The sequence below is a fragment of the Bradyrhizobium sp. SUTN9-2 genome, assembly GCF_003122645.1.
GTDB classification, from domain to species: domain Bacteria; phylum Pseudomonadota; class Alphaproteobacteria; order Rhizobiales; family Xanthobacteraceae; genus Bradyrhizobium; species Bradyrhizobium yuanmingense.
On sequence record NZ_LAXE01000001.1, the window covers coordinates 4559995 to 4573891 of the forward strand.

The following is a 13897-nucleotide window of genomic DNA, read 5'->3' on the forward strand; positions in this document are numbered from 1 at the left end:
CGAAACCGCCATACCGCATCCGCGCGAGACGTCGCAGCTGTTCGGCCATCGCGAGGCGGAGGCCGCGCTGCTTGATGCCTATCGCAGCGGACGCATTCCGCATGCCTGGCTGATCGGCGGGCCACAGGGGATCGGCAAGGCGACGCTGGCCTATCGCATGGCGCGCTTCGTGCTCACCCATGCGCAGCCGCTGGCGCCGGCCGTGCAGCGCGCCGAAAGCCTTGCGATCGATCACGACGACGCCGTGGCGCGGCAGGTGGCGGCCGGCTCGCATGGCGGCCTGCTGACGCTCGAGCGCACCGCCAACGAGCGCGGCGTGATGCGCACCGTGATCACCGTGGACGAGACGCGCGAGACGATCGGTTTCTTCGGCTCGACCGCCGCGGCCGAAGGCTGGCGCGTCTGCATCGTCGACACCGTCGACGAGCTCAATCCGAACGCGGCCAACGCGCTTCTGAAGATCTTGGAGGAGCCGCCGCAGCAATCGCTGTTCCTGCTGGTGAGCCACGCGCCCGCGCGGGTGCTCGCCACGATCCAGTCGCGCTGCCGCAAGCTGCGCCTGCGGCCGCTCGCGACGAACGATGTGATCGGCGCCGCCGCTTCGGCGGCTGAGCTCGATCCGAACGATGCCGCGCTGCGCGAGGCGGCCGAGGCCTCCGAGGGCAGCGTCGCACGGACGCTGACGTTGCTCGGTGGCGAGGCCCTGAAGCTTCAGCAGCGCACGGCGGCGCTGCTCGCGCGCCTGCCGCAGGTCGATCCGCGCGAATTGCACACGCTCGGCGATTCGCTCGGCACCAGCGACCGCGTGGCGCTTGCGGCCTTCATCGACGGCATCGACCGCTGGATTGCGGAGCGCCTGCATGCGGATGAGGCCAATGCCAACCAGAACCTGCCGCGCCTTGCGCGGCTAGCTGAGGTATGGGAAAAGATCGTCCGCGCCGCGCGCGACACCGAAACCTACAATCTGGAGCGAAAGCCCTTGGTTTTCTCGGTGTTCGGCTGGCTGGCGGACGCAACGCGCTAAAGCATGATCCGGAAAAGTGCGCAGCGGTTTTCCGAAAGATCATGCGCAAAACAATAACGGAACGCCGAGCCGTTTCCAAAATTCGAGAAGCCGGTAAAGGAATTCGTGGTGGCAACGCGAGCTAAGAAATCCGTCAAACGCAAGAGCGGCAAGAAGGCTGCGAAGAAGGCCGTCAAGAAAGCCGCGAAAAAGGCCAAGGCGCGCGCGGCCAAAGCTGCCAAGAAGGTCAAGAAGACCAAGAAGGCTGTCGTCAAGAAGAGCGTGAAGAAGGGCGCCGCAAAGAAGGCCGCGAAGAAGCAGGTCGTCGCCAAGAAGGCGGTGAAGAAAGCTGCCAAAAAGCCGGCCAAGGCTCCGGCGAAGAAGGTTGCGAAAAAGGCGGCTGCGCCTGCCGTGACCGCCGCACCGACTCCCGTCGTGACGCCTGAGAAGCCAAAGGCGCCGAAGCCAAAGGCTCCTCGTTCGCCGAAGCCCGTCGCTTCTGCGCACGTTGCCGCGCCTGCGGTTGCCGCCGCGCGCGACAACATCTTCTACATCACCACCGCGATCGCCTATCCTAACGGTAGCCCGCATATCGGTCATGCCTATGAGGCGATCGCGACCGACGCCCTGGCGCGCTTTGCGCGGCTCGACGGCAAGGATGTGTTCTTTTTGACCGGCACCGACGAGCACGGCCAGAAGATGATTCAGACGGCGGCGAGCGAAGGCATGTCCACCGCCGCGCTCGCGACGCGCAATGCCGGCCGCTTCAGAGAGATGGACGAGCGCCTGGACGTGTCGTTCGACCGCTTCATCCGCACCACCGAGGAGCAGCATCACCGCTCCAGCCAGGAGATCTGGCGCCGCATGGAAGCGAACGGCGACATCTACGCTGACACCTATTCGGGCTGGTACTCAGTCCGTGACGAGGCCTATTACGCCGAGGACGAGACGCGTGTGAACGACGATGGCGTGCGCTTGGGGCCGCAGGGCACGCCGGTGGAATGGGTGGAGGAGAAGAGCTATTTCTTCCGCTTGTCGGAGTACCAGGACAAGCTGCTCAAGCTCTATGCGGATCAGCCCGATTTCGTCGGGCCGGACTCGCGCAAGAACGAGGTGGTGAGCTTCGTCAAGGGCGGCCTGCGCGATCTCTCGATCTCGCGCACCACGTTCGATTGGGGCGTGAAGGTGCCCGGCGACGAAGAGCACGTGATGTATGTCTGGGTCGATGCGTTGACCAACTACATCACCGGCGTCGGTTTCCCCGATGAGAGCGACAAGAACTGGCGCTATTGGCCGGCCGACGTGCACGTCATCGGCAAGGACATCATCCGCTTCCATGCGGTGTATTGGCCGGCCTTCCTTTTGTCGGCGGGCATCCCGCTGCCGAAACGGGTCTATGCCCACGGCTTCCTGTTCAACAGGGGCGAGAAGATGTCGAAGTCGGTCGGCAACACTGTCGATCCCTTCAACCTCGCCGACCAGTACGGCGTCGACCAGTTGCGCTACTTCTTCTTGCGCGAGGTGCCGTTCGGCCAGGACGGCAACTACAATCACGAGGCGATTGTCGCGCGCATCAACGCCGATCTCGCCAACGATCTCGGCAATCTCGCGCAGCGCTCGCTGTCGATGATCGCAAAACAGCTCGGCGGCGTGCTGCCCGAGCCCGGCGAGTTCAGCGACAACGACAAGGCGATCCTGGCGATGGCCGACGGCATGATCGCTGCCTCGCGTGAAGCCATGGCGACGCAGCAGATTCATCAATGGCTCAACGCCGTCTGGGCCGTGGTCGCGGAGGCCAACCGCTATTTTGCGGGTGAAGCGCCGTGGGCGCTCGCCAAGACGGATCCGGCCAGGCAGAAGACGGTGCTCTACGTCACCGCCGAAGTCGTGCGTCAGATTGCGATCCTGGCTCAGCCCGCGATGCCGACCGCCTCCGGCAAGCTGCTCGACAGCCTCGGCATCCCCGAAGCCGAGCGCAATTTTGACATGCTCGGCGGCGCCAAGCGCATCGCGCCCGGTTCGACGCTGCCGGCGCCGATGCCGGCGTTCCCGCGCTACGTCGAGCCGGCGGCCTGAAGGCGTTCGCACGATGCTGGTCGACAGTCATTGCCATCTGGATTTTCCGGACTTTGCGGAAGATCTCGACGGTATCGTGTCGCGGGCGCGAGCCGCCGGGATCGCCCGCATGGTCACGATCTCGACGCGGGTCCGGCGGCTGCAGGACCTGCTCGCCATCGCGGAGCGCTATGACGACGTCTATTGCTCGGTCGGCACCCATCCGCATCATGCGGACGAGGAGGACGGCATCGCGCCGGATGAGCTGATTGCGCTGACCCAGCATCCCAAGGTCGTCGCGCTCGGCGAGGCCGGGCTCGATTATTTCTACGACAACGGCTCGCCGGAGGCGCAGGCGAGGGGCTTTCGCGCCCACATCGCCGCCGCCCGCACCACCGGCCTGCCGCTGGTGATCCATACCCGCGAGGCCGACGAGGACTGCGCGCGCATCCTGGAAGAGGAGGCCGCAAAGGGATCGTTTCGCGCCGTCCTGCATTGTTACACGGGCGGGCGCGAGCTGGCACTGAAGGCGGTGTCGCTCGGGCTCTATATCGGCTTCACGGGAATCCTGACCTTCAAGAAATCGGAGACCTTACGCGCGATCGCAGCCGAACTGCCGCCCGACCGTATTCTGGTCGAAACAGACTCGCCTTATCTTGCGCCCGGCAAGTTTCGGGGCAAACGCAACGAGCCGGCCTACGTGGTCGAAGTCGCAAAAGTGCTCGCCGAGACGCGCGGCGTGTCGCTCGACGAGATCTCGCGCCAGACCAGCGAAAACTTCTTCCGCCTGTTCTCGAAGGTGAAAGCTTGAGACTGGGAGCCACATGACGCTGACGCTGACGATCCTGGGCTGCGGCTCCTCCGCCGGCGTGCCGCGCCCGGCGCTCGGCTGGGGCGCCTGTGATCCCAACAATCCCAAGAACCGCCGTCGCCGCTGCTCGCTGCTGGTCGAACGGACGTCCGAGCATGGCACGACACGCATCATCATCGACACCTCGCCGGACCTGCGCGAACAATTGCTCTCGACCAATGTCGACCACATCGACGCGGTGTTCCTGACGCACGAACATGCCGACCAGACCCACGGCATGGATGATCTGCGCTCGGTCGTCATGCACATGCGCCGGCGCATTCCAACCTATTTCAACCAGTCGACCGCCAAGGACATCCTGTCGCGGTTCTCCTATTGCTTCATCTCGCCCGAGGGCAGCGATTATCCGCCGATCCTGACGCGGCATTCGATCGAGGCGGGAGAAAGCCAGACCATTCTGGGGAAGGGCGGCGCGGTGACGATGACCGCCTTTCTGGTGCAGCACGGCAACATCCCCGCGCTCGGCTACCGCATCGGGGATGCGGCCTACACGCCTGATCTCAATGATATCCCGCGCGAGAGCTGGGAGGCGCTGGAAAATCTCGATCTCTGGATCGTCGACGGCCTGCGTTACACCGGCCATGTCAGCCATTTCAGCATCAACGACGCGCTGTCCTGGATCGAGCGCTTCAAGCCGAAGCGCGCGGTCATCACCAACATGACCGCCGACGTCGATTATGAGGTTATCCGGCAGTCGCTGCCCCCTGGCGTGGTGCCGGCCTATGACGGGCTGCGGCTCGAGACGCACTAAACCCGCGGTGGAAATTCTCCTGCCAGCCGGCATAGACCTTGCTTGCACCGGCCCCATCATGTTGATCTAACGTCTGAAAGACAGGCGTTGGGCAGGGCGATATTCAAACAGGACCGGCAGTCGGATGCTATCGGTCCGTCGAGTCGCCTCGTGTGAGGATGGGGATCGCGTTGGCAGAGGACGAAGTAGCGACTCAGGGACCGGTACGACGCGCGCTGGACCTCCTCTATCTCGGCGCGGGCTATGCCGCGGGCGTCTTCCTGGTCGCGATCTTCGCAATCATGATGGTGATGTCGGTCGGGCGCCAGTTTGCGCTCAACATTCCCGCCGGCGATGATTTTGCGTCCTGGTGCATGGCGGCGATGGCGTTCCTCGGCCTCGCTCACACCTTCAAGCGCGGAGAGATGATCCGCGTCGGCCTGTTGCTGGAGCGCTTGCACGGGCGGACCAAGCAGATCGCGGAGGTCGTGGCGCTCGGCATTGCCGCTGCCTTCATTCTCTACTTCACCCGTCATGCTGTGCAGATGACCTGCGATTCCTGGCGCTTCAACGACGTGGCGCAGGGCGTGGTCGCGCTTCCGCTCTGGATTCCCCAGCTCGGCTTCGCCGGCGGCCTCGTGATCCTCTCGATCGCGCTGATCGACGAGATGGTCAACGTCATCGGCGGCAACCGTCCGAGCTACGAGAAGGGCTCGCCCGACGAAACTCCGGAAGAGTTCGTCGAACGCATCTCGCAGGGCGGTGGGGGCTGACCATGGCCAGTCTCGGCATGATCGAGCTGTCGTTCGTCCTGCTCGGCGTCATGATCCTGCTGCTGGGAAGCGGCGTCTGGATCGCGGTCTCGCTCGGGCTGGTCGGCTTCGTGGCGATGGCGCTCACCACGAGCCTGCCGCTCGGCACCGTGCTTGCGACCACCACCTGGAGCGCGAGCTCATCCTGGACACTGGCGGCCCTGCCGTTGTTCATCTGGATGGGAGAGATTCTCTTCCGCACCAAATTGTCGGAGGAAATGTTCCGCGGCCTGTCGCCCTGGGTGCAGTGGCTGCCGGGACGGCTGACACATGTGAACGTGATCGGCTGCGGCATCTTCGCGGCGGTGTCGGGTTCGTCGGCGGCGACCTGCGCGACGATCGGCAAGATCGCGCTGCCGGAGCTCGACAAGCGCGGCTATGACAAGGGCCTGAGCCTCGGATCGCTGGCGGGCTCAGGCACGCTCGGCCTGCTGATCCCGCCGTCGATTCCGATGGTGGTCTATGCCGTCACGGCGAACGTCTCCGTGCTTCAAGTGTTTCTCGGCGGCTTCCTGCCGGGATTGCTCGTGATCGCGCTCTATTCCGGCTACATCATCATCTGGTCGCTGCTCAACCCGACAAAGGTTCCGCCGCGCGATCCGCCCATGCCGCTCCGGCAGAAGCTGCGCGAGTCCGCCAAGCTCGCGCCCTGCCTGCTGCTGATCCTGGCGGTGTTCCTGTCGCTCGTTCTCGGCTTTGCGACGGCGACGGAGTGCGCGGCCTGGGGCGTTTCCGGCGCGCTGCTGCTGGCTTGGTGGAGCGGCACGCTCACGCGCAAGAACTTCCTCGAGAGCATCATGAGCGCGACGCGCCTGACCTGCATGATCATGCTGATCCTGGCAGGCGCGGCCTACACCACGGCGGCGATGGCCTATACGGGGATTCCGGCCGCGCTCGCCACCTGGGTCCAGGGCCAGCAGCTCACGCCGAGCATGCTGGCGCTGTATCTGAGCATCATGTACATCATCCTGGGTTGCCTGATCGACGGCATCTCGATGATCGTTCTGACCGCTGTCATCGTGCTGCCCATGGTCAGGCAGGCCGGCCTCGACCTGGTCTGGTTCGGCGTCTATCTGATCATCCACGTCGAAATGGCGCAGATCACGCCGCCGGTGGGGTTCAACCTGTTCGTGCTCCAGAACATGAGCGGCCGCGATACGTTCACGGTCGCGCGGGCGGCCTTCCCGTTCTTCGTGCTATTGCTCGCTGCGGTCTTCATCATCACGGAGTATCCGCAGATCGTGACGTTCCTGCCGAAGCTCGCTTTCCCAGACTGAGCGTACCCGTTCTCTAGATCGACTGTGAGGAGAAGTCCGATGATGTCTCGTTTATTCCACGCATCCTTGATTGCCGGCGTTGTGCTGGCCGCGACACCTGCCTTGGCTCAGAGCAAATGGAATCTGCCGGCAGCGTATCCTGCGGACAATCCGCACTCCGAAAACCTGGTCGCGTTCGCCAAGGACGTCGAAGCCGCCACCTCGGGCAAGCTCCAGATCACGGTTCATCCGGGCGCCTCGCTGTTCAAGGCGCCCGACATCAAGCGCGCCGTGGTGACCGGGCAGGCGCAGATGGGTGAGGTGCTGCTGTCGATCCACGAGAACGAAGACCCGATCTTCGGCGTCGACGTCGTGCCGTTCCTCGCGACCAGCTTCCCCGAGGCGACGAAGCTGTATCAGGCCTCCAAGCCTGCGATCGCCAAGAAGCTCGACGCGCAAGGTCTCAAGCTGCTGTTCGTGGTGCCGTGGGCACCGCAGGGCGTCTACGTCAACAAGCCGCTGGCCACGATCGAGGACATGAAGGGTCTGAAGTGGCGCGCCTACAATGTCGGGACCGCGCGGATCGGCGAACTGGTCGGCGCGCAATCGGTCACGATCCAGGCTGCGGAACTGCCACAGGCGTTGGCGACCGGCGTGGTGAACTCCTTCATGTCGTCGGGCGGCACCGGCTACGATTCGAAGGCGTGGGAGTCGCTCAAATACTTCTATGACGTGCAGGCCTGGATTCCGAAGAACTACACTTTCGTCAACAAGGCTGCGTTCGAGGCGCTCGACAAGCCGACCCAGGAGGCCATCCTGAAGGCCGCCGCCACCGCGGAGACGCGCGGCTGGAAGGCTTGGGAAGAGAAGGCCAATTGGTACCTCGGTCAGCTCAAGGCCAAAGGCATGACTGTCGAGCCGCCGAGCCCGGCACTGAAGGCCGGCTTCCAGAAGATCGGCGACCAGCTCACGGCCGACTGGCTTAAGAAGGCAGGGGCCGACGGTCAGGCGGTGCTCGACGCCTACAAGAAGATGTGAGGATGAGAGAGCTTCCGCCCGCCGCAGGCGGGCGGAAGCTTCTTTGGCCGCTGGTCAGGCCGAGATCGCCTTCACCGAGCCGACTTCGTTGCGCAGCAGGAACTTTTGGATCTTGCCCGTGGACGTCTTCGGGATCGGCCCGAACACGACCGCCTTCGGCGTCTTGAAGCCGGACATCTGGCTGCGGCAGAAGGCGATGATATCCGCCTCGCTGGCACTGGCGCCCTCTTTCAGTTCGACGAAGGCGCAGGGCACTTCACCCCATTTCGGATCGGGCTTTGCCACCACGGCCGCGAACAGCACGGCCGGGTGCTTGTAGAGGATGTCCTCGACCTCGACCGAGGAAATGTTCTCGCCCCCGGAGATGATGATGTCCTTGGAGCGATCCTTGATGATGACGTAGCCGTGCTCGTCGAGCACGCCGAGATCGCCGGTGTGGAACCAGCCGCCTTCGAAAGCTTCCTTCGTCGCCTTCTCGTTCTTCAGGTAGCCCTTCATCACGATGTTGCCGCGGAACATGACCTCGCCGATGGTCTCGCCGTCGCGCGGCACCTGCTGCATCGTTTGCGGGTTAATCACGGTGACGCTTTCCTGCAGCGGGTAGGGTACGCCCTGCCGGCGCTTCATGCGCGCGCGCTCGGCGGCGGGCAGGTCATCCCAGCCCGGCTGCTCGGCGCAGACGGAGGCGGGGCCGTAGACCTCGGTCAGGCCGTAAACATGCGTCAGCTTGATGCCGATGCTTTCGGCGCCTTCCAGCACCGCGACCGGTGGCGCTGCGCCCGCGATCAGGCCGACGACGCGGCGGGCCGCATCGCCCTTTGGTGCATCGGGCGCGTTGATCAGCGTGTTGTAGACGATCGGCGCGCCGCACATATGGGTGACGCCGTGTTGCTTGATCAGCTCGAAGATCCTGGTCGGCTCGACCTTGCGCAGGCAGACATTGATGCCGGCGGCCGCCGCAATGGTCCAGGGAAAGCACCAGCCGTTGCAGTGGAACATCGGCAGCGTCCAGAGATAGACCGGATGCTGGCCGAGATTGCCGGCGAGGATGTTGCTGACGGCGTTCAGATAGGCGCCGCGATGATGGGTGACGACGCCCTTGGGATTGCCCGTCGTGCCCGAGGTGTAGCTCAGCGCAATCGCGTCCCATTCATCGCTCGGCGTGATCGGCGCGAAGCCTGGATCGCCTTCGGCGACGCCTGCCTCGTATTCGATCTCGCCGATGCGGGTGCCGCCCTTGAACGATGCATCGTCGACGTCGACCACCAGCGGCTTGGGGCCGGTCATCTGCGCCAGGGCCGCAGTGATGACGCCTGAAAACTCTGGATCGACCAGGATGATTTTCGCGCCGCCATGATCGAGCTGGAACGCGATCGAAGGCGCATCGAGGCGGATGTTGAGCGCGTTGAGCACGGCGCCGGTCATGGGCACCGCGAAGTGCGCCTCGTTCATCGCGGGAATGTTCGGCAGCATCGCCGCGACGGTGTCGCCGACGCCGATGCCCTTGCTCGAAAGCCAGGAGGCAAAGCGCTTGCAGCGCTCATAAGTCTGCGCCCAGGTGAAGCTGCGGCCTTCATAGACCGTGCTGACGTGATCGGGATAGACCGCCGCGCTTCGCGCGAGGAAGCTCAGCGGGCTCAGCGCCACATAATTGGCTTGCGTCTTGTCGAGGCCGATATTGTACGGGTTCTGTCGCTCGCTCATCGACACCCTCCTTAAACCGCATCAAAGAAATCCGATCGAGATCCAGGGGAAGATCGCGACGATGATCAATCCCACCAGCAGCGCCAGCAGATAGCCCCAGATCGGCCTGATGCCTTCGGCCGGATCGACGCGCCCGATGGCGCAGGCGGCATAATAGCCGACGCCGAAGGGCGGGGCGAATAGCCCGATACCCATGGCGAGAATGATCACCATGGCGTAGTGCACCTCGTGCACGCCGACGGCGCGGGCGATCGGAAACAGCAGCGGTCCGAACAGCACGATCGCCGGGATACCCTCCAGCACGCTGCCGAGGATGGTGAAGGCCAGGATCGACACGGCGATGAAGGTCGCAGCCCCGCCCGGCAATCCCGTCATGGCCGCAGCCAGCGAGCGCGAGAAGCCGGATTGGGTCAGGCCCCAGGCCATGCCGGTTGCGGTGCCGATGATCAGGAGGATCGCACCCGACAGCGCGGCGGTCTCGACGAGCATCGGAAACAGCCGTCGCCAGTCGAAGCGGCGGTAGATCAGGAGGCCGACGAGGGCGCCATAGACGATGCCGATGGTGGAAACTTCAGTCGCGGTCGCGATGCCCTCGACCACGGCATAGCGGATCACGAAAGGCAGCGCGAGCGCGGGCAGGGCGACGACGAAGGTCTTGCCGATCTCGGATGCCGTCGCGCGGCGGACGTGGCCCATGTCCTCGTGGCGGTAGCGCCACCACACCAGCATGCAGAGCGTGACGGCGAGCACGACGCCGGGCAGGAGGCCGCCGGTGAAGAGGGCGGCGATCGAGACGCCCGTGACCGAGCCGATCGTGATCAGCACGAGGCTGGGCGGGATGGTCTCGGTCTGGGCGCCGGTGGCCGCCAGCAGCGCGACGAGATCGCCGGGCTTGGCGCCGCGCTCTTTCATCTCCGGGAACAGCACGGGCGCGACTGCCGCCATGTCGGCCGCCTTGGCGCCAGAGATGCCGGAGACGAGGTACATCGCGCCGACCAGCACGTAATGCAGGCCGCCCCTGATATGGCCGAGCAGGCTTGCCAGGAACGCCACCATGGCCCGCGCCATGCCGGTCATCTCGATCAGCAACCCCAAGAACACGAACAGCGGCACGGAAAGCAGGATGAGGTGGCTCATGCCCTCGTCCATGCGCCCGACCAGCACCATGACCGGCGTGCGCGTGGTCAGCGCGAGATAGCCGTAGATCGCAAGACCAAAGCCGAACGCAATGGGAACCCCGGCAAACACGCAGAAGCCGGCGACGCCGACGAAGAAGATGATGAGGTTGAGATTGCCGAGCGGTCGCAGCAATGGCTCGGCCAGCCAGAACAGGCCGATCACGACCGCAACCGACAGGACGGCGGCCGCAACCATGCGGTGGTCGGCCGCGCGCGCGAGCCGCAGCAGGGCAAAGGCCGCCATCAGGCCGATGCCGGCCGGCAGCGCAGCGGCGCGCCACATATTGGAGATCTGCAGCGCCGGCGTCGTGATGTAGCTTTCTTCATAGGCGTAGTCGCAGGCCGGCCACACAATCAGGATCAGGAACGCCAGGGCCGCGGAGGTCGCGACCAGATCGAGATAGGCCCGCATCGCCGGCCTGGCGCTGGCGACGACCGCCGTCATGCGCATGTGCTCGGAGCGGCGGAACGCGACCGCCGCTCCCAGCATGGCGAGCCACAGGAACAGGATCGAGGCGAGCTCGTCCGACCAGATCAGCGGCCGGTGCAGGCCATAGCGTGCGACCACGCCGGCAAACAGGATCACGATCTCGGCGACCACCAGGATCGCCGTGGGGATTTCGACGACGAGGCCGAGCACGCGCTCGACTGAGGCCAGCAGCGAAGGTCGGCGAGGGGACTGCAACGTCACCTCGCCCACAGCTTCGGTCATCTCGATCTCGACATGAGCCATCCTGATACCGACCTCGACGGCCCCAACGTGCTACGACAGCTTGCCGACGGCCTTCTCCAGAAGCTCCCAGGCCTGATCGCCATATTTGCCCTTCCATTCGGCATAGAAGCCGGCGGAGCGCAGCTTGTCGCGGAACGGCGCGATGGCCGGCTGGTTGAAGGCCAGGCCCTTGCCCGCGAGCTCCTGCTGCAGGTTGGCGTTCAGCTTGGCGGTATCTTCACGCTCCCTAACGGCGGCGGCATTGATGTTCCTGGCGACGACGGTGCGCACGTCCTGCGGCAGCTTTTCCCAGGCTCTGCGGTTGGCCAGGAACCAGAATCCGTCCCACATGTGGTTGGTCAGCGAGCAGTACTTCTGCACCTCGTAGAGCTTGCCGGTCGAGATGATGGCCAGCGGGTTCTCCTGGCCCTCGACGATCTTGGTCTGGAGTGCGGAATAAACCTCGCTGAAATTGATCGAGGCGGGCGCGGCATCGAACGCCTTGAACATCGAGGTCCACAGCGGCGACACCGGCACGCGGATCTTGAAGCCCTTGAGATCGTCAGGCCCGGCGATCGGCCTGGTCGACGACGTGGTCTGGCGGAAGCCGTTGTCCCAGATCTTGTCCATGACCTCGAGGCCGGCCTTCTTGATCTCGCCGCGGACATGGGCGCCGAGATCGCCGTCCATGGCCTTCCAGACCGTGTCGTAGTCCGGGAACGCGAAGCCGATGCCGTTGATGGACGCCGCCGGCACCAGGGTCGACAGGATCAGGCCGGACAGCGTGAAGAACTCGACGCCGCCGGAGCGGATCTGGCTCAGCATGTCGGTGTCGGAGCCGAGCTGGTTGTTCGGGAAGATTTGCAGGTCGAACTTGCCGCCTGTCTCGGTCTTGATCGCCGCCGCCATCTCCTTGGCACGGACGTTGAGCGGATGGGTGTCGGGCAGGTTATTGGCGTACTTGTAGGTGAACTCGGCGCTCTGGGCGCGGGCCACATGGGGCGCACCGAGGCCGCCCAGGACCGCGGTCGCGGCGGAAGCCTTGAGAAGCGTGCGTCGGGAATAGCGCGTGGAAAGGACCATGGGTCTGCTTCCTCGGAAGGTTTGTTGTTGTTCTGAGATGCAAACCTATACGGGCGGTCGGCCTTAGGGTCATCTGCGATCTCGCGGATGCCTCGCTTATTGCAGCCGGACAAGGTCACGGCAATATCGGCTTTCGCAGACCTCGACCCGTTTCAAAACCTGAAAAACAACCCCATGCACAGTAGACGTCAAGAGCTAAGACGACGGCCGACGCGCAGACGGAGATACGGGCTTTGGCGAAGGTCGGATGTCAGCAATTCCGCCCAAATGATTGATCTCATTGTACATAAATATATTCCATAATATACCTTATGCGAATTGTGGATTTTGCTCTGGCAACGGCATCCGACCGCTCGCATCGCACCGAGGGCCCACCCTGAGATTCCGTCTGGGACGCTTTCGACGGCCTGCCGGCCACTGTCCTTCGGACAAGCCGCCATGCGATCGACGGCACCCATAGCCACGATTGCCGCAAGCGCGTTACGCCGCCGACAGCGATCGGAGCCAAGCCAATCTCGAGATCGCTTGCTCTGCCAGTCGCTGCAGGCGTTCGAGGTGGGCCGCATCGGTCGCCCGTTCGGCGCCTTCGAGGTAGCCGTCGACGAGCGCTTCGGCGACCTCCAATGGGCCTTTGCGTTCCATGGGCGCCGGAAAGCTTCCCGCACCCACGGCGGCGTCGGCCATCTCGATTGCCTGTTGGCGAATGCCCCTTATCCGGACCGCCGCTGGCCCGCTCAGGCGTGGTTCCATCTCGGCAAGTTGCGCGGCCAGGCGGAGCTCGAGCCGCTGCGCGTCGATATGCGGCGGTCGAGGCTCCGCCGACGTCTCGGCACGGCTCCGTTCGTGTTCGTGGCGATATGCGCGCCGCCTCTCCTTTCGCAGCGCGGCGACATGGCCGAGTTCCTCCCTTGCCATGGCCTCAGACGCCTTCTTGACTTCAGGATCCCGGGAATAGGCTGCCAGGTAGGACCAGAACGCGAAGGCCCGTTCCTCATTGCGCACTGCCATCGCTAACGCGCGGTACGGCGTCAAAAGCCGCGAGGTGTTCACCTCAGCGGCGGTCTCTGCATCGAAGGTCTCGGGCGCTTCCCAGCGCACCAGCGCAGGATCCGGATCCTTGCCGCAGCGCGATTGCGACCATCGTGCGACGCTGTCGACGTGCTCGCGTTCCGCGGCTGCGAGTTGGGTGAATACCGCCGCCAAGTCGTTCTTGTTCTGCCGACGCATCTCATCGGCAAATCCGCTGTACCTGTTCGCGGCCTCCTGTTCCATGGCATGCGCGAGCGCGAACAGCTCATCAAGCGACTGCAAGGTACCGGTCGGCTCGGCTCCCAGGAGAGCCTTTCGAAGCAGAGGCATTGCCGAATTCCTTCGCTGTTTGATCCAGCGCAATGAGGCATCGTGTCCGGATACTAACAAGGCTGTATTGACGCGAGTCAATTCGGCTCAGGCAAT

At 64.3% G+C, this 13897-nt stretch carries 11 protein-coding genes; 7 read left to right on the plus strand and 4 right to left on the minus strand.

Going from position 1 to position 13897, the window contains the following annotated elements; genetic code table 11:
- The 7 genes from XF30_RS21225 to XF30_RS21255 form a co-directional block, all read left to right on the plus strand.
- Positions 1-1024: DNA polymerase III subunit delta' (locus XF30_RS21225; protein WP_244608990.1), on the plus strand; the 1024-nt coding region annotated here is incomplete at its 5' end.
- A 108-nt stretch (positions 1025-1132) separates the two neighbouring features.
- On the plus strand, positions 1133-3079 hold the full coding sequence (metG, locus tag XF30_RS21230) for a methionine--tRNA ligase (RefSeq protein ID WP_109143758.1): 1947 nt from the start codon (positions 1133-1135) through the stop codon (positions 3077-3079).
- A gap of 13 nt (positions 3080-3092) precedes the next feature.
- Entirely contained in the window at positions 3093-3869 is a 777-nt protein-coding gene (locus tag XF30_RS21235) for a TatD family hydrolase (RefSeq protein WP_036039597.1), read from the plus strand.
- 13 nt (positions 3870-3882) lie between these two features.
- The gene (locus XF30_RS21240) at positions 3883-4680 is read left to right on the plus strand and encodes an MBL fold metallo-hydrolase (protein ID WP_109143759.1); all 798 of its coding nucleotides are present in this window, start codon (positions 3883-3885) and stop codon (positions 4678-4680) included.
- Between the two features lie 158 nt (positions 4681-4838).
- Complete coding sequence (locus XF30_RS21245) at positions 4839-5432, plus strand: TRAP transporter small permease (RefSeq protein WP_109143760.1); 594 nt, start codon at positions 4839-4841, stop codon at positions 5430-5432.
- Between the two features lie 2 nt (positions 5433-5434).
- A complete protein-coding gene (locus XF30_RS21250) occupies positions 5435-6748 on the plus strand; it encodes a TRAP transporter large permease (RefSeq protein WP_035999234.1) in 1314 nt (437 codons plus the stop codon).
- A gap of 39 nt (positions 6749-6787) precedes the next feature.
- Positions 6788-7765, plus strand: a complete 978-nt coding sequence (locus XF30_RS21255) for a TRAP transporter substrate-binding protein (RefSeq protein ID WP_057029200.1) — start codon at positions 6788-6790, stop codon at positions 7763-7765.
- Between the two features lie 54 nt (positions 7766-7819).
- Here the strand turns inward: XF30_RS21255 and XF30_RS21260 are convergent, their stop codons facing one another.
- The 4 genes from XF30_RS21260 to XF30_RS21275 form a co-directional block, all read right to left on the minus strand.
- Positions 7820-9469, minus strand: a complete 1650-nt coding sequence (locus XF30_RS21260; protein WP_192893208.1) for an acyl-CoA synthetase — start codon at positions 9467-9469, stop codon at positions 7820-7822.
- Positions 9470-9490: 21 nt separating this feature from the next.
- Positions 9491-11380, minus strand: coding sequence for a TRAP transporter large permease (locus tag XF30_RS21265; protein ID WP_109143762.1), 1890 nt, complete (start codon positions 11378-11380; stop codon positions 9491-9493).
- Between the two features lie 30 nt (positions 11381-11410).
- On the minus strand, positions 11411-12442 hold the full coding sequence (locus XF30_RS21270) for a TRAP transporter substrate-binding protein (RefSeq protein WP_109143763.1): 1032 nt from the start codon (positions 12440-12442) through the stop codon (positions 11411-11413).
- A gap of 480 nt (positions 12443-12922) precedes the next feature.
- Positions 12923-13801, minus strand: a complete 879-nt coding sequence (locus tag XF30_RS21275; protein ID WP_109143764.1) for a ferritin family protein — start codon at positions 13799-13801, stop codon at positions 12923-12925.
- Positions 13802-13897 lie beyond the last annotated feature (96 nt).

Excerpts from the sequence above, each read along its gene's own strand:
- XF30_RS21250 (WP_035999234.1), top strand. The coding sequence starts at position 5,435 with ATGGCCAGTCTCGGCATGATCGAGCTGTCGTTCGTCCTGCTCGGCGTC.
- XF30_RS21245 (WP_109143760.1), top strand. The coding sequence starts at position 4,839 with ATGGGGATCGCGTTGGCAGAGGACGAAGTAGCGACTCAGGGACCGGTA.
- XF30_RS21255 (WP_057029200.1), top strand. The coding sequence starts at position 6,788 with ATGATGTCTCGTTTATTCCACGCATCCTTGATTGCCGGCGTTGTGCTG.
- XF30_RS21265 (WP_109143762.1), bottom strand. The coding sequence starts at position 11,380 with ATGGCTCATGTCGAGATCGAGATGACCGAAGCTGTGGGCGAGGTGACG.
- XF30_RS21235 (WP_036039597.1), top strand. The coding sequence starts at position 3,093 with ATGCTGGTCGACAGTCATTGCCATCTGGATTTTCCGGACTTTGCGGAA.
- XF30_RS21270 (WP_109143763.1), bottom strand. The coding sequence starts at position 12,442 with ATGGTCCTTTCCACGCGCTATTCCCGACGCACGCTTCTCAAGGCTTCC.
- XF30_RS21275 (WP_109143764.1), bottom strand. The coding sequence starts at position 13,801 with ATGCCTCTGCTTCGAAAGGCTCTCCTGGGAGCCGAGCCGACCGGTACC.
- XF30_RS21240 (WP_109143759.1), top strand. The coding sequence starts at position 3,883 with ATGACGCTGACGCTGACGATCCTGGGCTGCGGCTCCTCCGCCGGCGTG.
- XF30_RS21260 (WP_192893208.1), bottom strand. The coding sequence starts at position 9,469 with ATGAGCGAGCGACAGAACCCGTACAATATCGGCCTCGACAAGACGCAA.